Below are 26,000 nucleotides of genomic sequence, written 5' to 3' on the forward strand. Positions count from 1 at the left end.
AGCTACATGATGGCTGGTTGGATGATGGCCGGGCGGCACAACGATCCGCCGCCCGGCCATCGTCCAACCGTTCATCTTCTACTCAGCCACCGCCTACCCGGTCGTCACCGTCAGGCAGCCGGCAAACAGCTCGGCCCGAACAGGATCTTGATTTCGGCGAACAACGAAGTATCGCGCTTAACACGGAAGCGGTCGCCGAAGGTGAGCACCTGAGCGTTGCCTTTCTCATCCATAATCGCCAATCGCACCTCGCAATAGCCGGGATGATTGCTCAGTACCTGCCCCAGCTGCATCATGCGCGAGCGCTCCAGCGCAACGGGCGGCAGCGAGATAATCAACGGCCGCTCATCCTCCGCCTCCAAAGTGGGCACCTGCATTTCCGTGGCGCGCAGCGACACCGTTTCGTCGCGCAACTCCACCTGGCCGCGAATCTGCACCACGGAGTCGATGGTCAGATCGGCTGCAGCGGCCTCATACACTTTGCCGAAGAACATGCACTGAATCGAGCTTTCCATATCCTCGATGGTCACAATAGCCCAAGGATTGCCCTTTTTGGAAACGCGTCGATCCACACCGGTCACCAGTCCGGCGAGCGTGACCTGCTGGCCTTCGCCCATAGTTTTGGCGCGGTCGATCAGATGCGCGATCGACATTTCACGCAGCGAGGCAAGCACCGACTGCATACCGGAGAGCGGGTGATCCGACACATACAGACCCAGCATTTCGCGTTCGAAGTTGAGCTTGGTTTTCTTATCCCATTCCTCAACGTCAGGCACGGAAACCTGGGCGTCGCCCATCGCCTCCGCTCCCCCGTCATCCACGTCGGCGAACAGGTCGAACTGGCCTTCCGCCTGCTTGCGTTTCAGGCTCACCACCGATTCGATGGCCGCTTCGTGCACGGTGAACAGTGCGCGACGATTGGGGTCGATGGAGTCGAACGCGCCGGCTTTGATCAGCGATTCGATCAATCGGCGGTTCAACGCTTCCAGAGGCACGCGACGAATAAAGTCCATGAAATTGACGAATTTGCCCCTCGGCCCGTTGCGTTCCTCGATGATGGCGGCCACGGCCTTGTCACCGACGTTGCGGATGGCACCCAAGCCGAAGCGCACCACGTCGCCGACTGCGGAGTATTCGTACACGGATTCGTTGACGTCGGGCGAAAGCACCTGAATGCCCATGCGTCGCGCTTCGCCCAGATACAAGGCTGTTTTGTCCTTGTTGTCTTTGGTGCCCTGCAGCAGGGCCGCCATGAACTCAACTGGATAATGGGTTTTGAGGTACGCGGTCCAGTAGGAAATCAGGCCATAGGCGGCGGAGTGCGCCTTGTTGAAGGCGTAGCCGGAGAACGGCACGAGCACGTCCCACACGGCCTGGGCGGCTTCTTCCGAATAGCCATGCTCCTTCATGCCGGCGAAGAACGGAATCTTCTCCTTGGCCAGCACCTCGGGCTTCTTCTTACCCATGGCGCGCCTCAACACATCAGCCTTGCCCAGTGAATAGCCGGCCAGGATTCGTGCGGCCGACTGCACCTGCTCCTGATAGACGATCAGACCGTAGGTTTCGTCAAGCACCTGCTTCAGCGGCTCTTCGAGCTCGGGGTGAATCGGCTCGATCTTCTGCAGACCGTTTTTGCGCTTCGCATAGTTGTTATGCGAATCCATATCCATCGGGCCGGGTCGATACAGTGCAATCAGTGCCGAAATATCGTTGAAGTTATCGGGCTTCAAGCTTTTGAGCAGTGCGCGCATGCCGTCGGAATCGAGCTGGAACACGCCGAGCGTATCGCCGCGGGCCAGCAGTTTGTAGGTTTCGGCGTCATCCAACGGAATCTTAGTGTGGTCGATGGCGGGTTTGCCGTTCGCCTCGATGTTCTTCAGGGTGTCGTGGATGACCGTCAAGTTGGAAAGCCCAAGGAAGTCCATCTTGACCAAACCCAGCGTTTCGCAGGTGTGGTATTCGAAGGTGGTGGTAATGGTGCCATCGGTGCGTTCCAGCAACGGCGAAGTGTCGGTGATTGGCGCAGAACCCATGATGGTGGCGCAGGCATGCACACCGGTTTGGCGGATCAGACCTTCGATACCCTTGGCTTCCTCAGTGATGCGCTTAGCGTCCGGATTGGATTCATAGAGTTCACGGAATTCGCGTGCCTCAGCGAATCGTTTGGAGGTCGGATCGAAGATTTCGGAAAGCGAGGCGTCCTTGCCGTTCTTGCTCGGCGGCAATGCTTTGGTCACCATATCGCCCACGGAGAATTCGTAGCCCATGATGCGGGCGGAGTCTTTGAGCGCCTGCTTGGTTTTGATGGTGCCGTAAATCACGCACTGGGCGACCTTGTCGGTGCCGTATTTTTCACCGCAGTATTCGATGACGCGGCTGCGCCCTTCGGGGTCGAAGTCCACGTCGATATCGGGCAGCGAGACGCGCTCCGGGTTCAGAAACCTTTCAAAGATCAGACCGTGTTCAAGCGGATCGAGTTCGGTGATGCCCATGGCGTAGGCCACCATGCTTCCTGCAGCCGAGCCTCGGCCGGGGCCTACCATGATGCCGTGGTCCTTGGCCCACTGAATATAGTCGGCCACCACCAGGAAGTAGCCGCAGAACTGCATCTGGCAAATCACACCGCACTCGTAGTCAGCCTGTTGCAGCACGTGCAGCGGCGGATTGCCGTCATAGCGGCGCTCCAAACCTTCCTCGACCTTCTTAAGGAACAGCGAGGTCTCATCCCAACCTTCGGGGCAGGGGAACTTGGGCATGAACGCGCCGTCTTCGTGATCGTCGAACATCACATTGCATCGTTCGGCGATGGCCAGCGTATTGTCGCAGGCTTCGGGGAAGTCCTTGAACAGCGCACGCATCTCCTCGGCGGTTTTCAAAAAGTAGCCGGTGCCGTCGAATTTGAAGCGGTCAGGGTCGTCCAGATGGGAACCGGAGTTGATGCACAGCATGGCGTCCTGCGCGCCGGCGTCCTCGGCATGCACGTAATGCAAATCGTTCGTGGCCAACAGCGGCGCGTTGAGCTTCTTGGCAATCTCCAGCAGACCGGGCACGTTACGGCTTTCGATGGTCAGGCCATGATCCATGAGTTCGATGAAGAAGTTGTCTTTACCGAAGATGTCTTGCAGCTCGCCGGCCGCACGCAGGGCTTCGTCGAACTGCCCCAAGGCAAGCCTGGTCTGCACGATGCCCGACGGGCATCCGGAGCCACAGATCACGCCTTCGGAATATTCGCTCAGCAGCTCCTTATCCATACGCGGATAGCGCTGCACGCGGCCCTCAAGGTTGGCGCGGGAGCTGGATTTGAGCAGGTTGACCAGACCCTTGTCGTTTTCGGCCCACAAGGTCAAGTGGGTGATCAAACCGCCGCCGGACACGTCGTCACGACGTTGTGCTTCGGTACCCCAGTGCACGCGGCTTTTGTCCCCACGCGCGGTTTCCGGCGTCACATAGGCTTCGATGCCGATAATCGGTTTGACACCGACCGACACGCAGTTGGTGTACATCTCATAGGCACCGTGCATGTTGCCATGATCCGTGATGCCACAGGCCGGCATGCCGAGTTCCGCGGCACGTTTGGCCAATGCGGGAATCTTCGAGGCACCGTCGAGCAGGGAATAGTGCGTATGGTTGTGCAGGTGGACGAAGTTTGCGGAATCAGCCATAGTCTCCACCATATCACCCGCCCTTAGGCAGGCTCGACGGCAAGCTCAACGTCAGGTTCGCTCTCGGGTTCGGCATCACGCTCAGCGTGACGGGCGCGCATTACCTTCAGTGCATGTGCCAAATCCGCAGGATACTGGGATTCCACGGTGGTCCACACATGGGTTCTGGGGTGGCGGAACTCCAGCTTCATCGCATGCAGCCACTGGCGTTCCAGCCCCAAGGCTTCCGACAATTGCGGATTAGCACCATACATCGGGTCGCCGCACAATGGGTGCCCGATGGATGAGAAATGCACGCGAATCTGGTGGGTGCGGCCGGTTTCCAAGTTCACGGATGCCAACGTGGCCTCGCGTCCGAAACGTTCCAGCACATCCCAGTGGGTTACTGCCGGTTTGCCCGAAGGCGTAACGCAGAAACGGAAGTCGGATACCTTGGCACGCCCGATCGGCGCTTCGATGGTGGCCCGATCCTGTATCAGACCGCCCTGCACCAGCGCATGATAGGTTTTGCGCACCTCGTGCTCGGCGAACTGCCGACGCATTTCGACATAGGCCAGTTCCGATTTGCATACCAGCATCAGGCCCGAAGTGCCCACGTCAAGCCTGGAGACGATGCCTTCGCGCCCCGGCGCACCATAGGAGGTGATATGCACACCGCGATCAAGCAGAGAGCCGAGCACCGTGGGCCCACTCCAGCCGATGGAGGCATGAGCGGCCACACCCACCGGCTTATCGACCACGACGATGTCGTCATCCTCATACACCACTGCCATATCGCTGGCGATGGGTTCGGGTTCGGATGTTTCTTCGATCAGATCGAATTCCACGCTCTCCCCCGCCAGCAGTGCGCTGGAGCGGGCCATATCACGGCCTAGCACACGCGCCTGCCCGCTGTCAATAAGGTCAGCGGCTTTGGAACGCGACAGGCCCAGCATTTTGGCCACGGCAACATCGAAACGCTTGCCCACCAAAGCATCGGGGGCTGGAACTATACGACGACTCATGCAGCGTCGCCCGCCTGCGTTTCGGAGTTCTCACGCTCCCGGAGCTCTTGAAGATCCTTGCGTGTCAACGGTTCACTGGTAGCAATCAGCACCACAATCACCACGCCGGCAACAACCAGATAGATATCCGCAACATTGCCCACGGACCAACCGTAATTCAGGAAGTCAATGACCTTGCCATTCAAAAAGCCGTCGGCATACATCACGCGATCAATGAGATTGCCGAACGCTCCTGCGAAGGCGAAAGCCAACGCCACCGTCCATTTCGTGGATATCGTACGCACACCCAACACTGCCAGTACCACGCATGCCACGATGGCAAGCAGACTAATCACCCATGTGGCACCGGATCCAAGCCCAAGCGAGGCACCGGGGTTACGCACCAAAGTAAACGACAGCAATCCCGGAATCACGCGTATGGTCTGGCCATTGGACAACGCGGCCATGGCCCAGGCCTTGGTGAGCTGATCGATAATCAGAGCGGCTGCGGCCACACATGCAAAGACGGCCACGCGCGTGCGCAGCCGTCCCTGTTGGTTCATCATAGGACCAATCCTCGCTTGTGCTTACTTGCTGGAGGAGGTCTGGTCGTCGTAGTTGTTCGAATCAGACACCTGGCCCATGAGCTGGCCGAGGAACTCGGTCAGGCGAGCACGGTATTCGCTCTCGAACTGCTTGAGGCTCTGGATGTTGCCTTCGACGACCTTGGACTGGGCCTGCAGGTTGTCGCGCACCTGCTGAGCGTAGGTGTCGGCGGCGGAACGAGTGCTGGCAGAGTACTGATCGGCGTCGTCGTGCGTGTTCTTGGAGTACACGTCGGCGTCGTTGCGAGCGTTCTGCGAATACTGATCGGCCTGATCGTGGACCTTCTGCTCGTGCTCGGCGGCGCGACGCTGCACTTCAGCCACATAGTTGTCGGCGTCGGTGTGCTGGTTCTTGGAGTAGTTGTCCGCATCCTGACGGGTCTTGACGGAGTAGGCATCCGCTTCGGCACGCACATTCTGCGAATAGCTGTCGGCATCGGAATGCACGCGGTCGCGATAGCTGTCGGCTTCGGCGCGGGTGCGCTCGGAGTAGTTGTTGGCCTTGTTAACCGTATCCGTGTAGTTGGCCTGAGCGGCGTCGGTCAGTTCCTTGGCCTTGGTCTTGCCCTTCTCCACGTACTGGTCGTGCAGCTGCATGGCCAGGGTGAGCATGGCGGTGGCGCGCTCGGGTTCGGCACCAGCGGTGGCCGCAGCACCGGCGATCTTCTGCAGCGAGCCGGTCTCGGTATTCGGCTCGACCTTGGAGACCTGGGCACGCAGCTGGTTCTCACGCTGCTTGGATTCCTCAAGCTGACGGGTCAGGTCTTCGATCTGGGCGGCCTGCTGCTCGGCAGCGGCACCCTGCTGCTGGGCGGCAGCGAGCTGACGGGTCAGATCCTCGTTGGCGGCGCGGAACTGGTCGCGCTCCTTCTGGATGGCGGCGATCTGCTGGCCGACGGCTTCCTGGTTGCCGGAAGCCTGAGCGGCCTGGGCGGTCAGCTGGTCGATCTGGGCGTTGAGCTGGTCGACCTGGCCCTTGAGCTGCTCGTTCTGGCTGGAGAGTGCGCGGTTGGATTCCTCAGCTTCGCTCAGCTTGGCGGCTGCCACCTGAGCGGCCTGATCATCGCTGGACTGCTGATCGGCGGCATTCTTCAGCGTCTCGTTCTCGGCACGCAGCTGCTCCACCTGGGCATTCAGGTCGGAGATCTTGGCGTTCAGATTCGCCACATCCGGGCTCAGCGTCTGGGTGGCCTGACCGCCGGCAACAGCCTGGCGTCCCAGCGCCTCCACAGTTTCCGTGACCTGGTCGAGGAAGTCGTCAACCTCGTCGACATCATAACCTTCCTTAAATCGAACGGTCTGGAAGGTATGCTCCCTAATATCCTTCGGCGTCAACAGAGCCATAAATCTACACCTCGCTTTGGGGTTGTTGCCCTCGCTTACGTTGGTATCACTTCACGATGCTAGCACGACCCCAGTGTAACTTGGCCCTTCAGCCGCAAAACTTCGGGTGCAGATGAGTATATATTCCGTCAGTTGCGACTGCCGGCGATAATCAGAACACAATCATTACAACGGTTTCCAACACAATCAATGCGAAATACAGCACAATGAAGCTTACATCCAAATACATTCCGCCCAATGGGAGCGGACGAATATATCGACGCAGCCAACGCAGCGGGGGTTCGGTGATGGAATACACCACGTCGATGAGCTGCGCCACCACGCCGCGCGGATACCAGTTGCGCGCCAGAATCGAAATCCAATCGAGGATCATGCGCACGAATAATACAGTGATATAAACATTAATCGCCCATGCGAGAATACGGCCAATCATGGCGAATAGAAACGAAAGCATGGCCTCCAGCCTAACAAGTGCTCGTGAACAATTCGCTTGGGGCGAGATATGCGTCAGCCGACTGCCTGCTGACAGTCGGCTGAATATGCATAGGATGATTTTGGGGACTATAACAGTCCGTTTAAGCCTGCTTAGTCCGCGAACAGATCGTGCGTAGGCGACTTACTCACCGGCTCTTCGACCTTGATGTTCACCTGCGCAGGGCTCAGGAGAAACACACGCGGGGTGACGCGTTCCAGAGAGCCACGCACGCCGAATACCACGCCGGCGGAGAAGTCGACGATGCGGTAGGCGATTGCCTCGGATACACCGGTCAGGTTGAGCACCACCGGCACTCCGTCGCGCAAGGCACGACCCACCAGCTGGGCGTCCTCATAGGACTTGGGGTGAATGGTGGTGATGCGGTTCACGCGACCTGCGGCGAACGGCGTGGTCTTGGACGAGGACGTGGAGGTCTGCTGCGGCATCGGGGTGACGGTATGGTCAGCGTCAAAACTGCTCGTCTTAGCCGCAGGTTGCTGCTGCTGTTCTTCGTCTTCCTCGAAGTACTCGTCGTCATCCGCCACATCGCTCATGCCCAGATACGACATCGCGTTCTTCATGAACCCAGCCATACATCAGTCCTTTCAGCGCAGGAAGTCGGGAATGTCGAGATCGCCGGCGGGATCGTTGACGGAAATGGGGGCCTGTTCACCGGTGGCACCAAACTGCAGCGGGGAGGCGGGGGTCGCCGGAGCATAGGCAGGCTGCGCACCGGTCAACGGCTGCTGCACGGCAGGTGCTGCCTGCGGAGCCGCTTGAGGAGTTGCAGGGGCGGCGGGAGTTGCGGGCGTAGCCGGTGCCGCTGCCGGAGCGGGCGTTTGCGTCACAGGTATGGACTGGACGGGCGTTTCCGGATCGGGCATGGAGGTGCGGTCGAATCCTGCAGCAATCACGGTGACGCGCACTTCGTCGCCATAGGCGTCATCCAGTGCCAGGCCCCAAATAATCTGCGCTTCAGGGTGAATGGCCTTGCGCACCAGTTCGGTGGCGGCGGAGGCTTCCTGCAGCTTCAGGTCGGTGGGGCCAGCGATGTTGATCAGCGCACCATGGGCACCTTCGATGCTCTCTTCCAGCAGAGGCGAGCTGATGGCGATTTCGGCGGCCTGGGTGGCGCGGTCTTCACCCCGCGCCGAACCGATGCCGAACAGTGCGGTGCCGGCACCACGCAGAATGGAGTTGACGTCAGAGAAATCCACATGGATGTAGGAATTCATCGAAATCAGATCGGTGATGCCCTGCACACCGGCGAGCAGTGCGGTATCAGCGGTTTTGAACGCTTCGATGATGCCGATGGAGCGATCAGAAAGCTCCAGCAGGCGATCGTTGGGAATGACGATAAGGGCGTCGACTTCCTTGCGCAGGTTATCAATGCCGTATTCTGCGGAGGCGGCGCGCTGCGGGCCTTCGAAGCTGAACGGACGGGTGACCACGGCGATGGTCAGTGCACCCTGCTGGTGGGCGGCACGCGCAACAATGGGGCTGGCACCGGTACCAGTGCCACCGCCTTCACCACAGGTGACGAACACCATGTCGGAACCCTTGAGGGATTCCTCGATGTCCGACTGGTGATCCTGTGCGGCCTTCGCGCCCTTCTCCGGATCTGCGCCTGCGCCGAGGCCACGGCTGGAGGCGTCGGACAGGGAGATCTTCACATCAGCGTCGGAACGTAGCAAATCCTTCGCATCGGTGTTGACCGCCACAAATTCAACGTTCTGTAGCCCTTCGGCAATCATACGGTTGACGGCGTTGCCGCCGGCTCCACCGACGCCGACGACCTTGATATTAGTCTTGTCGTTGAACTCAGTCTGGGCGATCTCGCTCACGTTAGGCTCCTGTCACTTCACGGTTACACCTTAGACTAGCGCAATACGGCTACTCTTTGGGTCAATTTTCCATCTGGTTACGTGCGTGTTTTGCGCAATTTTAGTAACTCGCGTCCATCGGGTCATCGCCGAACAGTGTCTCGCGCTCCTCATGGGTGGTGGTGCGAGCGTCGAGCCACCCATAGGGAAGGTGCACTTTCTTTGCAAAGCGCACGCGACCGCGAGGCTTGTCGATTACGCGAGGCGGGTATTCGATACTGGGATCGAGGTTGCCCATCTCACGCTCCAAATCGGCCATATTCTCGCATTCCATGAAGGCTTTACGCGTGGATCCGCCCACCGGGAACCCCTTCAGGTACCAGGCGATATGCTTGCGCAGGTCGTGCACTGCCATGCGCTCATCACCCTCATAGAACTCGGTCAGCAGTTCGGCATGCCGGCGGATGATGCGGCACACCTCGCCAAGATTCGGGTTGATGCGCTCAGGATTGCCTTCGAAGGCATTCTTGATATTGGCGAACAGCCACGGTCGGCCCTGGCACCCACGGCCGACGGCCACGCCATCGCAACCGGTTTGCCGCACCATGGCAAGCGCATCCTCGGCACCCCAGATATCACCGTTGCCAAATACCGGGATATCGAGCGAGGCTTTAAGCTCGCCGATACGCGACCAGTCGGAGTGACCGCCATAGTATTCCGCAGTGGTGCGCGCGTGCAGGGTCACAGCCTTGCAACCCTCTTCTTGGGCGATATGTCCGGCTTCGAGGAAGGTTTCATGGTTGTGGTCGATGCCGACCCTGATTTTTGCGGTGACCGGAATGCTTGCAGCATCGCACACCTTGACCACGCGGGAGATCAGTTCGGTGAAAATGTCGGTTTTCCATGGCAGGGCGGAGCCACCGCCACGACGGGTGACTTTGGGTACCGGGCAGCCGAAGTTCAGATCGACATGATCAGCCATGCCCTCATCCACCACGATTTTGGCGGCCTGCTCGGTGATCGAGGGGTTTACGCCATACAACTGCAACGAGCGGATCTTCTCGCTGGGGGCAAAATGACACAAGCGCAGGGCCTTGGGGTTTCGGGCCACCAATGCACGGGCGGTGATCATTTCGGCGACATACAGGCCGTCTGGACCGTATTCCTCGCAGATCACACGAAAAGGCCAATTGGTCACTCCCGCCATCGGCGACAACACCACCGGCGTCGGCACAGTAATCGAGCCCAGCTGCACCGGTGCCATATGCGGCACCTGATCGGGCTCAATGGAACGCGGCGAGCGCGGATCCTCCCCCACAAGGGAGTCGCCGCGCTCGTCAATAACAGTTTCGGCTGCCACTTAGTACAGACCGCCGGCTTCCTGCACACCGGAGGCCGGCCAGGGCTCACCACCCATTTCCACCGGCTTCATCGGCACGCGGGTGCGTTTCTCGCCGATGCGAGCGGCCACATAATCGCTCACCTTATCCAGGGCAACGCGCTCCTGGGTCATGGTGTCGCGCTCACGGATGGTCACGGCCTGATCATCCAGGGTGTCGAAGTCCACGGTGATGCACAGCGGGGTGCCGATCTCGTCCTGGCGACGGTAGCGGCGGCCGATGGCACCGGCCTCGTCGTAGTCGATCATCCACTCGTTGAAGCGCAGGTCGGCGGCGAGGTTCTGGGCCACGGTCTGCAGTTCGGGCTTCTTGCTCAGCGGCAGCACGGCGGCCTTGACCGGGGCCAGACGCGGGTCAAGACGCAACACGGTGCGCTTGTCGACGCCGCCCTTGGTGTTGGGGGCCTCGTCCACATCGTAGGCGTCCACGAGGAAGCACATCAGGGAACGGGTCAGGCCGGCGGCCGGCTCGATCACGTAGGGGATGAACTTTTCGCCGGTGGCCTGGTTGAAGTAGCTCAGATCCTCGCCGGAGTGCTTGGAGTGAGCGGTCAGGTCGAAGTCGGTACGGTTGGCGATGCCCTCAAGCTCACCCCAGTCGGAGCCCTGGAAGCCGAACTTGTATTCGATATCCACGGTGCGCTTGGAGTAGTGGGACAGCTTTTCCTTCGGATGCTCATAGTGGCGCAGGTTCTCCGGCTTGACGCCCAAATCGATGTACCACTGGGTACGAGCGTCAATCCAGTACTGATGCCATTCCTCGTCGGTGCCGGGCACCACGAAGAACTCCATCTCCATCTGTTCGAACTCACGGGTGCGGAAGATGAAGTTGCCGGGGGTGATTTCGTTACGGAAGGACTTGCCCATGTTGGCGATGCCGAACGGCGGCTTGGAGCGCGAGGAAGTCATCACGTTCTTGAAGTCCACGAAAATGCCCTGCGCGGTTTCGGGGCGCAGGTAGTGCAGGGAGTTTTCATCCTCCACGGGGCCGAGGTGCGTGCGAAGCATCATGTTGAAGTCGCGCGGTTCGGTCCACTGGCCACGGGTGCCGCAGTCGGGGCAGACGATGTCCTTCAGACCATTCTCTGGCAGCTTGTCGCCGTGCTTCTCGGCGTAGGATTCCTCAAGCTTGTCGGCGCGGTTGCGCTTGTGGCAGTTGAGGCATTCGACCAGCGGATCGTTGAACACGGAGACATGGCCGGAGGCAACCCATACCTGCGGAGGCAGGATGATGGACGTGTCCACGCCCACGACGTCGGGACGGGTGACGACCATGGAGCGCCACCATTCACGCTTGATATTGTCTTTGAGAGCGACGCCGAGGGGGCCGTAATCCCAAGCGGAACGGGTGCCGCCGTAGATTTCGCCGGCGGGGAACACGAATCCGCGGCGCTTGGCGAGGGATACGACTTCATCGAGTTTGGACTGAGCCACAATGCACCTTCTGGTTTGAACGGTTTGGGGACTTGATTACAACCTCTCCAGCGTACCGACACGCGCTGACAGCTTGTCCTATGAAGGATGCACTTCCCAAATTCGAGACGCTTATTCGCCGTCAGCGTCCCAAACTTGGGAGATAACCGTCTTTCTTCCCAGGTTTGGGACGCTCAGCCGCTCTCAGCGTCTCGAACCTGGGAAATCGGCCTGCTGTTGGTGCCAGCGGGAAGGTTGTGCGTGCAATATGATGAGAGGCATGAATTCCCAGGAGTTGATTCGCAGGATGATGGAACTGACAGGCATGAACGCCACACAGTTCTCGAAGGCCACCGGCATGACCGAATCCATGATTTCACGTACGCTGGCGGGCAAAAACGATCCGTCATTCAATAAAATCGCCGATGCCATCGAACATCTCGGCTTCGCCATCTCCTTTACTCCCATCAGCCAAAGCGCTTTGGAAGAAACCACGCTCAGGTTGCTGCGTGAGCGGCAGCACAGTGCCGATTCGGCGGCTTCCGGCACAGCAGATGCAACGGATACAGCAGGCACGGCAGATATAACCGACGCCGATAACCGCTGACAACATCGTCCAGACACGCACCTACGCTGTAATCAAATAGTGAAGCAGGGGAACCCCGTGAAGTGTTCGGGGTTGAGATTGGCCCATAGCCTGACCCTTTGAACCTGTTGGTTAAAACCATCGTAGGGAGCGAACCATGAGCAGCGACTCAGTATATTCCTGTAGCGACGCCGACGGTGCGATTCGCACTCGCATTGCCGAAGCCGTACAAGCCGTAAAAGACACCACGCCGCTGGCCCAATCGTTCACAAATTTCGTAACCATCAATCTTGTGGCCAATGCGCAGCTGGCCTCTGGCGGCACGGCAGCCATGAGCTTTCTGCCGGATGACATCATCGATACGGCGAAAATCGCCGGTGCGAACTACATCAATGTCGGCACGCTGCTGCCTTTCTATAAGGACGCTTTGCCTGATATCGCGCAACGACTGGCTTACTTGAAAAAGCCGTGGGTGCTCGACCCTGTGGCGGCCGGCATCGGCAAAACGCGCACCGCGATCCTCAAATCCTTCCGCGATTATCCGCCGACGATTGTGCGCGGCAATGCCTCCGAGATTATCGCGCTGGCGGATATGTGGGGCCTGCCTCGTAACTCAACAGATTTCACCAACTTGGGGGACGTTCACGGCAAGGTTGGGGGACACAACGCAACGTCGCTCCCCCAACCCCACGCCGCATCCGACACCTCCGACAATATCCCGACGTCTGATGCATCGGCCGGTACCACCACGCGCCCTGCCGGCGTGGAATCCGTGGATGATGTGGATGCCGCAATTCCTTCGGCCATCGCACTGGCCAAGCACCTGAGCTCGCATATGCCCGCAGCCATGGCGCAACGGTTCAGCAGCGAAAACGACGCTGCATCAGTTCCCTGCCCACGGGCGGCAGTGGCCGTTTCAGGAGCCGTTGACCTGGTTACCGACGGTGAAACCGTCTATCGCCTGCCCGGAGGCAGCGCGATGATGGCGAAAATCACTGGCGCCGGATGCTCATTGGGCGGTGTGACCGCCGTGTATCTGGCCGTCGCCGATCCTCTGATCGCCGCTCTCGCCGCATCCCTGTTGTATGACCGTGCGGCCGAAATCGCTGAACATGAATCACATGGCCCGGGTTCATTCCAGGTCGCATTCCTTGATGCCCTGTGGAATGTGACGGCCGAACAAGTGGCTTCATCGCCGCTGCTGGTCGCATCGTGAACCTCGGTACCTGAATTTCCCGCAGGATGCGGCACATATACATAACCATGGCCGGCTCATGCAATGCCATACCGATATGCAACGTCCGCACCCCACTGCTAGCAGCTAGCAATTACCACACACCATTTCATTCTTGACGTTATTCACCAACGACAAAGGAATAATAATGAGCAACGAATTTCCGTATGCCTCAATGCGCGACAGTTTCGACCTGTCGGCGTATTTCGTGGTCGGCCCTGAGGATTGCAAAGGCCGACCGCTTACCGATGTGGTCGATCAAGCCCTGAACGGCGGCGCAACCTTCATCCAACTGCGCGCCAAGCAAGCCGACGCCGGCGAGCTGACCGACATGGCCCGCGACATCGCACAGATCATTGAAGACAACGGCAAGTCCGATTCGGTGGCCTTTGTGATCGACGACCGCGTCGACGTGGTATGGCAGGCCCGCCGCAAGGGCATCAAGGTCGATGGCGTGCATATCGGCCAGACCGACATGGAGCCGCGTGAAGCTCGCGCACTGCTGGGCGACGAGGCCATTGTGGGCTTGTCCGCCGAGACCGAGGCGCTGGTCAAGCTCATCAACGAACTGCCCGACGGCTGCATCGACTACATCGGCGCCGGCCCGCTGCATGTTTCCAGCACCAAGCCCGAAGCATCCGTGGGCGGCAACGATGGTTCCGGCAAAACACTTGACGCCGCACAAATCAATACCATCTGCACCGCCTGCGATTTCCCCGTCGTGGTCGGAGGCGGCGTCACCGCAGCCGATATGCCCATGCTGGCCGCCACGAAGGCCGCCGGCTGGTTCGTGGTCTCTGCCATCGCCGGCGCCGAGAGCCCCGAGGAAGCCACCCGCGCTTTGGTTGAGGGTTGGAAGAACGTGCGCGGCGATGCCAAGCATGGCTATGCCAAGCGCATCGTGACCCATGCGCCGGCAGCCAACGCCGAGGCCGAGCAGAAGGACTCCGCCGCGGCCAACGCCGAGCCCGAAGACAAGAAGTTCACCAACGCCCGCGAGGCCAGGGAGGCGCAGAAGCTTGCCAAGCAGCAACGCGTGGATATCGCTTCGCGCGGCTCCGCACAGCGCGACAAGGCTCACATCCGCAAAACCAAGTCGGTGCATTTCGAGAACCAGCACGGCTCCTACGATCTTGAGGTGCCCTACACCGAGATCAAGCTCACCGACACCCCCGGCGTCGGCCCGAACCCGCCGTTCATCGACTACAACACCGAAGGTCCCAAGTGCGATCCGAAGGAAGGCCTGAAGCCCCTGCGCCTCGATTGGATTCTCGACCGCGGTGACGTGGAGGAATACGAAGGCCGCCGCCGCAACCTTGGTGATGATGGCAAGCGCGCCATCAAGCGTGGCCGCGCCACCAAGGAATGGCGCGGACGCAAGCACAATCCGCTGCGTGCCAAGGATCATCCGATCACTCAGATGTGGTATGCCCGCCACAACATCATCACCCCGGAGATGAAGTACGTCGCCGAGCGCGAGAACTGCGATGTGGAGCTTGTGCGCTCCGAGCTCGCCGCCGGCCGCGCCGTGATGCCGTGCAATATCAACCATCCTGAAGCCGAGCCGATGATTATCGGATCCGCATTCCTGACCAAGCTCAATGCGAATATGGGTAACTCGGCCGTTACCTCGTCCATTGATGAGGAAGTGGAGAAGCTCACGTGGGCCACCAAGTGGGGTGCCGATACCGTGATGGATCTGTCCACCGGCAACGACATTCACACCACTCGCGAATGGATCCTGAGGAACTCCCCCGTGCCGATCGGCACTGTGCCGATGTACCAGGCTTTGGAAAAGGTGGAGGATGACGCCTCGAAGCTCAGCTGGGAACTGTTCCGCGACACTGTGATCGAACAGTGCGAGCAGGGTGTGGACTACATGACCATCCACGCAGGCGTGCTGCTGCGCTACGTGCCGTTGACCGCCGATCGTGTGACCGGCATCGTGTCGCGCGGCGGTTCCATCATGGCCGAATGGTGCCTGCAGCATCATCAGGAAAGCTTCCTGTACACCCATTTCGACGAGCTGTGCGACATCTTCGCCAAGTATGATGTGGCATTCTCGCTCGGCGACGGCCTGCGCCCCGGCTCATTGGCCGACGCCAACGACCAGGCACAGCTCAGCGAACTGATGACGTTGGGCGAGCTCACCCAGCGTGCATGGGACAAGGACGTGCAGGTGATGATCGAGGGCCCGGGCCACGTGCCCTTCGACACTGTGCGCATGAACATCGAGATGGAGAAGGCGATCTGCAAGAACGCGCCGTTCTACACGCTTGGACCGCTGACCACCGATACCGCGCCCGGTTACGATCACATCACCTCCGCCATCGGCGCCACCGAAATCGGCCGCTACGGCACTGCCATGCTGTGCTATGTGACTCCGAAGGAACACTTGGGTCTGCCGAACAAGGATGACGTCAAGCAGGGTGTGATCGCCTACAAGATCGCCTGCCATGCCGCCGATATCGCCAAGCATCACCCGCATGCGATGGATCGCGACAACGCCATCTCCAAGGCACGCTTCGAATTCCGCTGGCTCGATCAGTTCAACCTGAGCTACGATCCGGACACCGCCATCGCCTTCCACGATGACACACTGCCTGCGGAGCCGGCGAAGATGGCGCACTTCTGCTCGATGTGCGGCCCGAAGTTCTGCTCGATGGCTATTTCGCAGAACATCCGCAAGGCCTTCGGCAACAAGGAACATCAGGAGCAGGTCGTGGCCGAATCCGCGTCCGCCGTTGCCGCTGGCATGGCTGAAATGAGCCAGAAGTTCCGCGAAGGCGGCTCGCAGCTCTATCAGCGCGCTCAGTGACAGCAGCTCACTAAAATCACCTGCTAACCCAGTGAAACCCATCAGGGTGGCCGCCGCTAGTGCCTAACATGGCACACAGCGACGGCCACCCTGCGTCATAGATTGTATGCAATACCCCGCTGCCGGGGTGAATATCATTGATAGCAACGAAGGAGAGGGAATGTCCACTCTGCCACCAGTTCTTGCGATTTCCGGTTCGGATTCATCCGGCGGCGCAGGCCAGCAGGCCGATCTGAAAACCATGATGGCTTGCGGCGTGTTCGGCATGAGCGCCATCACCGCGCTCACCGCACAGAATACTTGCGGCGTGCGCTCAATTCAGAATACTGAGCCCGCCATCCTCGCCGATCAGATCGATGCGGTATTCGAAGACATTCCGCCTGTGGCCGTGAAAATCGGTATGGTCTCCTCCACCGAACTCATCGAGACCATCGCCGACCGTCTGGTTGCCCATCATGCCATGAACGTGGTGCTCGACCCGGTGATGGTTGCCACTTCCGGCGCTCGGCTTATCTCCGACGACGCGATTGCCACGTTAACCGAACGCCTGTTCCCTCTTGCCACGGTGATTACGCCCAATGTGCCGGAAACCGAAGTATTGCTCGATTTGGCCACCGGCCACAACGCCGAAGTCGATAGCGGAGCATGGCACGACGATGCCCCCACACGCATTCACACGTCCGCCGATATGGAATCGGCAGGCACGGCCATCGCGCGGCATTACGGCTGTGCAGTGCTTGTCAAAGGTGGCCATGCCATCAATGATGCGAACGACGTGTTGGCCGAACCCGACGGCACAATCACCTGGTTCGACGGCGTGCGCGTCAATAATCCGAACACGCATGGTACCGGCTGCACGCTAAGCTCAGCCATTGCCTCGAATCTCGCCAAAGGTGAGACACTCACCGATGCGATCAGCCATGCCAAGGAATATCTGACCGGTGCTCTCGAAGCCCAGCTCAATCTTGGCAAGGGTTCCGGCCCCATGGATCACGCCTGGCGATACCGCTGATACATAAGCAATACTGATACTGAAGGTATTGATAAAGGAGTTATCATGACTGAACTCGATCGTGACGCACTGACGCAGGAAGTGCCCATCAACCCTGAAACCGGCAAGCCGTACATCAACACGCTGGCCGCCGTGGCGATCAGCCCGGCCGGCGGCAGCCCGGAGAAATCCGCTGAAGTGGCCGAGGCCGTGCAGGTGATCCGCGAATCCGGTCTGCCGAGCGACACCAACGCGATGTTCACCAACATCGAAGGCGATTTAGACGAAGTGCTCCGTGTTGTGGCCGATGCCACCCGCAAGCTTGCCGAGCGAGGCATGCGCACCGACGTGGTGATGCGCTTGGATATCCGCCCCGGCTTCACCGGTCAGATCACCGCCAAGCAAGCCCTAGTCAACGAAATTCTCAACAAGTAGGGGTTTCTCACACCCCCTTCATGGCTTTGCCTCAGAGCGATACACCCATGCACCGTAGCTTGGGTGTATCGTTTGACTTATGGTGACGATGAAGGAGATTGCGCAACAGACGGGCGTGTCCGTCTCAACAGTGTCGTTGGTGATGAATGGCAGGGACGGGGGGCGTGTCAAGCCGGATATCGCGGCGAAGGTGCGTAAGGTAGCCCAAATACTTGGCTATCAGGTCAATCCGATGGCCCGATCTCTACGCACCAACCATACGCGCATGCTCGGCTTCATCTCCGAAGAAGTGGCTACCACCCCATACGCCGGCGGCATTATCAAAGGTGCGCAGGATGCGGCCAGCCGTCTGGGTTACATGATGATTTCCGTAAGCACCGACGGCGATGCCGACGAAGACGAGGAAATCGCCGCCCTCAAACGATACGGTGTGGATGGTTTCTACTATGCGAAAATGTCGAATCGCGTCACCAGAGTGCCCCGCAGTTTGATGGATATGCCCTTAGTGCTGGTCGACGCCACGGATCCCGAAGGACGGTTCCCCAGCATAGAGCCCGATGAATTCCGCATCGCCTATGATGCGACCACACGCCTTATCGAAGCCGGATGCGAACGTATTGCCTACGTGGGCTGCAGCGAGAACATGATCGCCCAAGATGGTCGCCTGGCCGGCTATCACGCCGCGCTTGAGGAATCGGGCGCGGGTTACAGCGAGCGACTGGTGGCCAATGTGCTGAACAACGGCCCGGCGCTGAACGCCGTATCCGAGCTGTTCGACCGTGAGCAGCCTGACGGTTTCTTCTGCTTCAACGACGCACGCGCCTGGTACGTGTACGAATGCGCCGCCCGACGCGGCTTGACGATCGGCAAGGATATTTCCGTAGTCGGCGTGGATAACCACCGTGTGTTCGCCGAAACCTTGGAACCCCAATTGACCACTGTGGAGCTGCCGCACTACGAAATGGGCTTTTGGGCCACCTGCAAACTGGTGTCAATCATCGAAAACCGTTCACTGGATGATTTGGAACTGCCGCATACCACCGCGCCTCTGCCGCCATTGGACGCACCGATTCCCGCAAAAATCCACTGTGCTCTGATCGAAAAGCATTCCGTACGCAGCTAAGAGCGCCTGACGCAACTTACCGTCAGCCCATTTCCTGTAGCCGCATTCCCCGCATCTGTGTTTTCCTTACCTCATCACGGCCGACAAGGAAGACACATTTGTGTAACGCATGCGACACGCCGAAGCATTAACTGTGTTAACGGTCACAGACCGCATAATTTCAAGTATTCCGACACGTGCCAGTAGTCATATGACGTCAATCGTTTGACGTAGAACGATTGACGTCATATACTGAATACCACGGTTCACCGCTTTGGCGCAGAAGCTTGGCGGCGAGCCCCAAACAAAAAAGCACAGCATCATAAGAAACAAGTGACGTGCGCAGCAGCGCGTTCACCAGTAGTAAAGGGAATCATATGGCAAGTGCATCCAAGTCTGCATGGAGGAACCCCTCCTACCTGCAGAGCTCCTTCGGCATCTTCATGTTCTTCTGCTCGTGGGGCATTTGGTGGTCCTTCTTCCAGCGTTGGCTGAATTCCATCGGCCTGAACAGCACTGAAGTCGGCACCATTTACTCCATCAACTCGCTGGCCACGTTGATCATCATGTTCGCCTACGGCGCCATTCAGGATCAGCTCGGCATCAAGCGCAAGCTGGTGGTCGCGGTCTCCGTTATCGCCGCCTGCGTCGGCCCGTTCGTCACCTTCGTCTACGCGCCGATGATTCAGGCCGGTGGCACGACCCGCTGGATCGGCGCTTTCATTGGCTCCATCGTCCTGTCCGCCGGATTCATGGCCGGCTGCTCTCTCTTCGAAGCCGTCACTGAACGTTATTCTCGTAAATTCGGCTTCGAATACGGTCAGTCCCGTGCCTGGGGCTCCTTTGGCTACGCCATCGTGGCACTGTGCGCCGGCTGGCTGTTCAACATCAATCCGCTGATCAACTTCTGGGTTGGCTCCGCCTTCGGCGTTGGCATGCTGCTCGTGTTCCTGCTGTGGATTCCCGCCGAGCAGAAGGAAGAACTCAAGAAGGAAGCCGATCCGAACGCCGCCCCGACCAACCCCTCCTTCAAGGAAATGGTCGCCGTTTTGAAGATGCCGACCCTGTGGGTGCTCATCGTCTTCATGCTGCTGACCAACACCTTCTACACCGTGTTCGACCAGCAGATGTTCCCGACCTATTACGCGAACCTCTTCGCCACTCCGGAAATCGGCAACGCCACCTACGGTACCCTCAACGGCATTCAGGTGTTCGTCGAGTCCGCCATGATGGGCGTCGTCCCGATCATCATGAAGAAGATCGGCGTTCGCAACGCCCTGCTGCTCGGCGCCTTCGTGATGTTCGCCCGTATCGGCCTGTGCGGCGTGTTCCACGACCCGATCTCCGTGTCCATCGTTAAGATGTTCCACTCCATCGAGGTTCCGCTGTTCTGCCTGCCGGCATTCCGCTACTTCACCCTGCACTTCGACACGAAGCTTTCCGCCACCCTGTACATGGTGGGCTTCCAGATCGCCTCGCAGGTGGGCCAGGTCATCTTCTCCACTCCGCTCGGCAAGCTGCACGACACCATGGGCGACCGTCCTACCTTCTTCACCATCTCGGCCATTGTGCTTGCCGCTCTGATCTACGGCTTCTTCGTGATCAAGCGCGACGATCAGGAAGTCGGCGGCGACCCGTTCTACACCGACAAGCAGCTGCGCGCTATGGAGGCTGCCAAGGCCTGATCGGTTTTGTCTGAATCAGACGGCCACAAGTCGCACAATTCAGACAAAACAAGGACAAAGTGTCTAGAATACAAAAATGGGCGTCTGGAGTGTTTTACCCCTTTTTCTTCTCCAGACGCCTGTTTCCAAAACTAAACCCCTTCGCTTTCGACGCGCCAGAGTCCTGGGAAAACTTCCGGCGAACACGCCCTGTATTCGCGATTCCCCCACAATCCATATGTCCTCTTATTCCTCCCCACATAGAAAGGTGTTCTCAACGATGAGCGACTTCACCCCCATCCTCACCCCGATCAAGGATCACGCCGCAGAGCTGGCCAAGGCCGAGGCCGGCGTTGCCGAACTCGCAGCCAAGCGTAACAACCGCTGGTACCCGAAGTTCCATATCGCCTCCAACGGCGGCTGGATCAACGATCCGAATGGCCTGAGCTATTACAAGGGCCGCTGGCATGTCTTCTACCAGCTGCACCCCTACGGCACCCAGTGGGGGCCGATGCACTGGGGTCATGTCTCCTCCCCCGACATGCTTACCTGGAAGCGCGAACCGGTGATGTTCGCCCCCAGTCTGGAGCAGGAGAAGGATGGCGTGTTCTCCGGATCCGCCGTAATCGGCGATGACGGCGCACTGCGCTTCTACTACACCGGCCACCGCTGGGCCAATGGCCACGACGGCACCGACGGCGAATGGCAGGTGCAGATGTACGCCACGCCCGACAACGACGAGCTCACCTCCGCCACCAAGCACGGCATGGTCGTCGATTGCCCGCGCGATGAAGTCGACTCCCACTTCCGCGATCCGAAGGTGTGGAAGACCGGCGACACCTGGTACATGACCTTCGGCGTGTGCTCGGCTGAACGCCGCGGCCAGATGTGGCTCTACACCTCCGACGACATGGTCGAATGGACCTTCAAGCGCGTGCTCTTCGAGCACCCGGATCCGGACGTGTGGATGCTCGAATGCCCCGACTTCTTCCCGATCCGTGACGCCGAAGGCAACGAGAAGTGGGTTATTGGCTTCTCCGCCATGGGTGCCAAGAAGCACGGCTTCATGAACCGCAACGTGAACAACGCCGGTTATATGATCGGCACGTGGGAACCGGGCGAGGAGTTCAAGCCCGAAACCGAGTTCCGCCTGTGGGATTGTGGCCACAACTTCTATGCACCACAGTCCTTCACCGATCCCGACGGCCGTCAGATCATGTACGGCTGGATGAGCCCGTTCACCCAGCCCATTCCGATGGAGAACGACGGTTGGTGTGGCAACCTCACCCTGCCCCGCGAAATCACGCTGGGTGCTGACGGCGATCTGCACACCGCTCCCGTCGCCGAAATGGAGGGTCTACGAGTCGACACCTTCGACCATGGCGAGATTACACTGGGCGTCAACGAGTCCAAGATCATCTCCGATGATGCCGAAGCCGTGGAAATCGAAATGACCATCGATCTCAAGAACTCCACTGCCGAACGTGCCTCGCTGCATGTACACGAAACCGCCGACGGCGCATTCACGAACATCGCCTACGACGATCAGATCGGCCGTGTGGTCATCGACCGTGGCGCCGCCGCCCAAGGCGATCGCGGATACCGCGCCGCTCCGCTGGATGCTGCGGAACTCGCCGCTGACGAACTCAAGCTGCGCGTGTTCATCGACCGCGGCTGCGTGGAGGTGTACGTCAACGACGGACGCCAGGCCATGAGCTCCTACTCCTACCCCTCCGAGGGCGATCGCGCCATCAGGCTCGTCGCCGAGTCCGGAACGCTGAAGGTCACCTCCCTCAAGCTTCACCACATGAAGTCCATCGGATTGGAATAAGCGTTCCTAAGATGCCTCGACTTCGCTCGGCATGACGAGATACCCCCTCGTCATCCTGAGCGAGGCGTAGCCGAGTCGAAGGATCTCTAGCCCCCTCACCGTCTGAGGGGGCTTTTATCATATGGGCCGACACAATAACGCCGGCCGCCCGGCAAACGGGCTCCTCACCTTACCGTTGCGCCACGGTCCGGCATACATCAGGCAAGGTGAACCATGAATAGCATTCACGCACGTGTAATCCACCGCATTCCCACAATCATCGCGGTAGTGGCATTATTGGCAGTCTGGGAGGCATGGGTGCGATTGGCGCACGTCTCCCCGACGATGATCGCAGCCCCCTCAGAAATCGCACAGGCCACTGTGGAAACATGGCCCACACTGGGGCCGGCAGCCGCCGTCACCGCATACGAGGGCGTGGTCGGATTCCTGTTCGCCGTATTCTTCGGCATTATGATCGGCGTGGTTTTCTATTGTTCGCGCACACTGAACGCCGCCATCTATCCGCTGCTGGCCGCGGCGCAAACCATGCCGCTAATCTCCATCGCACCGTTGTTCCTTATCTGGTTCGGCTTCGAAGTGTCGGGCAAAATCGTGATCGCAACGGTGTTCGGCCTGTTCCCCATCGCCGTGCAAACCATCCGTGGTCTGCAGGCCGTGCCGCAGTTCTATTCCGACGTGGCCTTGACCTGCGGCGCCTCCCCCGCCTGGACCCTTTGGCATGTCAAACTGCGTGTGGCCGCACGCCAGATCTACGGTGGCATTCGTGTCTCCGCCGCCTATATTTTCGCCACCGCCTCCACCGCTGAATATCTGGGTGCGCGCAAAGGCCTGGGCATCTGGCTGCAAGCGGCCTATAACTCTTTCCGCACCCCGCTGATTTTCTCCGCCACTTTCGTCATCATCGCCATGACCGCCGTGCTGATGCTTGCCGCCAACCTCAGCGAACGCCTGATTCTGGGGCCGGCCGAGGATGAGGAAGATCCCGACGCCGACCAGTAGGTTCAAACGGTGGGTTCGCCATCGGCAGCGTATAATGATGAATGCTGAAACCAATGTGTGGCAAACCGGCCTGTTCCGAGACTTCATAGGAACCGCCGGGGGCATTGGGACCAACGGAATGCGATAAGGCCCTTCAGACTATTCTCTGCCGGATTTCCGTTCGGAAAGCAGTCCCAGAGAATAGTCAGATTAGAAGAACTAGGGAATCATCATTATGAAGCATCGCCTTGTATCCAAGGCCATCGCCCTTATGGGCGCTGCCGCCATGGCACTTTCACTCGCAGCCTGCGGTCAGACCAATACCGCCGACTCCTCCAATAGCAACACCTCAGACCTGAAAAAGGTCACGTTTATGTTGTCTTGGGCACCGGACACCAACCATATCGGTGTGTATGTGGCCAAAAACAAGGGCTGGTTCAAAGACGCCGGGCTCGACGTGGATATCGTGGCCGTGGCCCAGGCCGGCGCCGAACAGGCCGTGAACAACGGCGTGGCCGATTTCGCCCTTTCCAACCTGACCAACACCGGCATGTATGACCTCAAGGGCGCCACCATCAAGCAGGTGCTGCAGGTGCAACAGAAGCCGAGCGCTATCTGGTGCTCGCTGGCTTCCAACACCGAAATCAAGTCGCCGAAGGACTTCGACGGCAAAACCTTCGCCACGTTTGGTTCGAACGAATCCGATGCCGTGATTCGTCGTATGATTCAGACCGACGGCGGCAAGGGCGAATTCGACAAGGTCACCGTGGGCACCTCCACCTTCCAGACCATGGAATCCGGCAAGGCCGATTTCGGTGGATTCTACGCCACTTGGGAAGGCGTACAGGCCGAAATGTACGGCCCTGCGCTCAACTGCTTCACCGAGCCTGATTATGGCGTGCCCGGCAACGCGGATTCCATCGGCATTATCACCAACGAGAAAACCATCAAGAACAACCCGGAGCTGGTTAAGAAGTTCACCCAGGCCACCCAGAAGGGTTACGAATACGCCTATGATCACCCGGATGATGCCGCACAAATCCTTGTGGACGAAGCTCCGGACGCCAACCTCAAGGTTGATTTCGTCAAGAAGAGCATGCAGGTGATCGTCGACGGTCAGTACTGGGGCGACAAGGCCAAGATCAAGGATGGTTCCTTCGTGCTTGGCACCAATGATTTCGTCGAGCCGCAGAAGTACTTCGACTTCCTGGCTGACGCGGACGCCTACACCGATTCACATGGCAAGGTGATTCACGAGGCCCCGCAGACCAAGGATTTGGCCACCAACGATTTCCTCGCCAAGTAGTTTCGCTTCAGCGAGCAACCATCTTGCAATAAGGCTCATCATTGGCAGCCCTGTGATGAGCAGTAATAGCAGTACTACCAGCAGTAAGGAGAGCGCCAATGACCACACGGATCATCGCCAGCATGGATACCGGTGTTGATGACGCGTTGGCATTGGCGTATCTGCTTGCCGCCCAGCAGTCGGGCGCATGCGAATTGCTCGGCGTGCTGGCCTCTTACGGCAACGTGGACGCCAGCTGCGCCGAGCGCAACACTCGTTATGTGCTTGACCTGTTCGGACATCCCGAAATCCCGGTATTTCGCGGCGCCGACCATCCCTCATGGGCTGATTCCTTTATTCCGGATGCTGGCTGCGCGCAGTTCCATGGTGTCGATGGGCTGGGGGGATTCGGTCCGACATCTCTCAGCACAACAGTCTGCACGCCGGTAACAGCAGCTACGCAACCTGCTACGAAGACACCAGCAGCCGGTGGTATTGTGTCCATCGGCGGCTACACCGTGGACGACCCGCATGCCAATCCGGCACGCCCTGCCCCTCAGCTGTTACAGCCTCCAGCACCACCCAGTTCAGACGTCAGACAACGTACTTCCATCATCGATGATGGAAGTGCACACGTTGCCGCCGATACCCTCAGCAACACTGATACCAACTGTCCCAGCAACAACTTCAACGCCACCAACGACAGCGGCATCACCGCGATCATTGACGTAGTACGCCGTTGGGGCCATAACGTTACCGTATTGGCCACCGGCCCGCTCACCGATGTGGACGCGGCCATCCAGCAGGCACCAGATATTGCAGGCAATCTGCGACTGGTGATGATGGGCGGCAGCCTCACCCAGCCGGGCAACTGTTGGGATGCCGTGGCCGAAACCAATATCCTGCAAGACCCAGAAGCCGCCGATCGCGTGTTCCATTGCGGCGCAGACATCACCATGGTCGGGCTTGACGTCACGCACCAATGTCTCTTAGGCGATGCTGCCACACAGCATTGGCGCAATCAGGCCATATCATCGCAGCATGCCAACAGGCTCCAATTCCTTGCTGATATTGCTGACTTTTCCATTGCGGCGAATCGCGCATCGGATGCGCAACTGTTCGCCGCCGGCATGCCCATGCATGATCCGTTGGCTGCTGCGGTAGCACTTGATCCCACACTGGTCACCACCGTGGATCTGGCGCTCAGAGCCGAAACCCGCTCTGGTGATTTCACCGGTGTACGCGGCCGTACCACCGGCGATCCAGTCGGACTGATTAACCCTGCACTCCCCCGCGTTCATGTGGCGTTACAGGTTGATTCCGAACGGTTCCTTACAACAATCACCAATCAGCTGACGACCTTAGGCTGACG

The 26,000-nt window shown here is 59.2% G+C and carries 20 protein-coding genes; 11 read left to right on the forward strand and 9 right to left on the reverse strand.

Features of this window, described 5'->3' with window-relative positions; all coding sequences use genetic code 11:
• Positions 1–110: 110 nt before the first annotated feature.
• The 9 genes from dnaE to G1C95_RS05890 form a co-directional block, all read right to left on the reverse strand.
• On the reverse strand, positions 111–3,662 hold the full coding sequence (dnaE, locus tag G1C95_RS05850; protein WP_169172033.1) for a DNA polymerase III subunit alpha: 3,552 nt from the start codon (positions 3,660–3,662) through the stop codon (positions 111–113).
• 23 nt (positions 3,663–3,685) lie between these two features.
• A complete protein-coding gene (locus G1C95_RS05855; RefSeq protein WP_169172034.1) occupies positions 3,686–4,666 on the reverse strand; it encodes an RluA family pseudouridine synthase in 981 nt (326 codons plus the stop codon).
• Positions 4,663–5,211, reverse strand: coding sequence for a signal peptidase II (gene lspA, locus G1C95_RS05860; protein ID WP_169172035.1), 549 nt, complete (start codon positions 5,209–5,211; stop codon positions 4,663–4,665). The genes G1C95_RS05855 and lspA overlap by 4 nt, the downstream gene beginning before the upstream one ends.
• A gap of 21 nt (positions 5,212–5,232) precedes the next feature.
• Positions 5,233–6,594: a DivIVA domain-containing protein gene (locus G1C95_RS05865; RefSeq protein WP_169172036.1), complete on the reverse strand. Its 1,362-nt coding sequence runs from the start codon at positions 6,592–6,594 to the stop codon at positions 5,233–5,235.
• Positions 6,595–6,745: 151 nt separating this feature from the next.
• On the reverse strand, positions 6,746–7,048 hold the full coding sequence (locus G1C95_RS05870) for a YggT family protein (RefSeq protein WP_169172037.1): 303 nt from the start codon (positions 7,046–7,048) through the stop codon (positions 6,746–6,748).
• Between the two features lie 131 nt (positions 7,049–7,179).
• Positions 7,180–7,662: a cell division protein SepF gene (locus tag G1C95_RS05875; protein ID WP_169172038.1), complete on the reverse strand. Its 483-nt coding sequence runs from the start codon at positions 7,660–7,662 to the stop codon at positions 7,180–7,182.
• Positions 7,663–7,674: 12 nt separating this feature from the next.
• A complete protein-coding gene (gene ftsZ, locus G1C95_RS05880) occupies positions 7,675–8,913 on the reverse strand; it encodes a cell division protein FtsZ (protein ID WP_169172039.1) in 1,239 nt (412 codons plus the stop codon).
• 100 nt (positions 8,914–9,013) lie between these two features.
• The gene (gene dusB, locus G1C95_RS05885) at positions 9,014–10,210 is read right to left on the reverse strand and encodes a tRNA dihydrouridine synthase DusB (protein WP_335341415.1); all 1,197 of its coding nucleotides are present in this window, start codon (positions 10,208–10,210) and stop codon (positions 9,014–9,016) included.
• 42 nt (positions 10,211–10,252) lie between these two features.
• Complete coding sequence (locus tag G1C95_RS05890) at positions 10,253–11,725, reverse strand: glycine--tRNA ligase (protein WP_169172041.1); 1,473 nt, start codon at positions 11,723–11,725, stop codon at positions 10,253–10,255.
• A gap of 259 nt (positions 11,726–11,984) precedes the next feature.
• On the opposite strand from G1C95_RS05890, the gene G1C95_RS05895 reads away from it, so the two are divergent.
• The 11 genes from G1C95_RS05895 (at position 11,985) to G1C95_RS05945 (ending at position 25,998) form a co-directional block, all read left to right on the forward strand.
• Positions 11,985–12,311: a helix-turn-helix domain-containing protein gene (locus G1C95_RS05895; protein ID WP_169172042.1), complete on the forward strand. Its 327-nt coding sequence runs from the start codon at positions 11,985–11,987 to the stop codon at positions 12,309–12,311.
• 136 nt (positions 12,312–12,447) lie between these two features.
• Positions 12,448–13,506 (forward strand): hydroxyethylthiazole kinase, encoded by a 1,059-nt coding sequence (locus G1C95_RS12545; protein WP_240947450.1) that lies wholly within the window; start codon positions 12,448–12,450, stop codon positions 13,504–13,506.
• A 166-nt stretch (positions 13,507–13,672) separates the two neighbouring features.
• Positions 13,673–16,342, forward strand: a complete 2,670-nt coding sequence (gene thiC / locus G1C95_RS05905; RefSeq protein ID WP_169172043.1) for a phosphomethylpyrimidine synthase ThiC — start codon at positions 13,673–13,675, stop codon at positions 16,340–16,342.
• Positions 16,343–16,502: 160 nt separating this feature from the next.
• Positions 16,503–17,354 (forward strand): bifunctional hydroxymethylpyrimidine kinase/phosphomethylpyrimidine kinase, encoded by an 852-nt coding sequence (gene thiD, locus G1C95_RS05910; RefSeq protein WP_169172044.1) that lies wholly within the window; start codon positions 16,503–16,505, stop codon positions 17,352–17,354.
• A 45-nt stretch (positions 17,355–17,399) separates the two neighbouring features.
• Complete coding sequence (locus G1C95_RS05915; protein WP_169172045.1) at positions 17,400–17,768, forward strand: thiamine-binding protein; 369 nt, start codon at positions 17,400–17,402, stop codon at positions 17,766–17,768.
• A gap of 79 nt (positions 17,769–17,847) precedes the next feature.
• Positions 17,848–18,891, forward strand: coding sequence for a LacI family DNA-binding transcriptional regulator (locus tag G1C95_RS05920; protein WP_169172046.1), 1,044 nt, complete (start codon positions 17,848–17,850; stop codon positions 18,889–18,891).
• A gap of 356 nt (positions 18,892–19,247) precedes the next feature.
• Complete coding sequence (locus G1C95_RS05925; protein WP_169172047.1) at positions 19,248–20,555, forward strand: MFS transporter; 1,308 nt, start codon at positions 19,248–19,250, stop codon at positions 20,553–20,555.
• Between the two features lie 259 nt (positions 20,556–20,814).
• A complete protein-coding gene (locus G1C95_RS05930; RefSeq protein WP_169172048.1) occupies positions 20,815–22,365 on the forward strand; it encodes a glycoside hydrolase family 32 protein in 1,551 nt (516 codons plus the stop codon).
• Positions 22,366–22,578: 213 nt separating this feature from the next.
• On the forward strand, positions 22,579–23,364 hold the full coding sequence (locus G1C95_RS05935; RefSeq protein WP_169172049.1) for an ABC transporter permease: 786 nt from the start codon (positions 22,579–22,581) through the stop codon (positions 23,362–23,364).
• 214 nt (positions 23,365–23,578) lie between these two features.
• Positions 23,579–24,649 carry an ABC transporter substrate-binding protein gene (locus G1C95_RS05940; RefSeq protein ID WP_169172050.1) on the forward strand — a complete coding sequence of 357 codons (1,071 nt, stop codon included), beginning with the start codon at positions 23,579–23,581 and terminating at the stop codon, positions 24,647–24,649.
• Between the two features lie 98 nt (positions 24,650–24,747).
• Positions 24,748–25,998, forward strand: a complete 1,251-nt coding sequence (locus G1C95_RS05945; RefSeq protein WP_169172051.1) for a nucleoside hydrolase — start codon at positions 24,748–24,750, stop codon at positions 25,996–25,998.
• Positions 25,999–26,000: the final 2 nt, after the last annotated feature.

Origin of the sequence: Bifidobacterium oedipodis (assembly GCF_012932425.1) — a bacterium.
GTDB classification, from domain to species: Bacteria; Actinomycetota; Actinomycetes; order Actinomycetales; family Bifidobacteriaceae; genus Bifidobacterium; species Bifidobacterium oedipodis.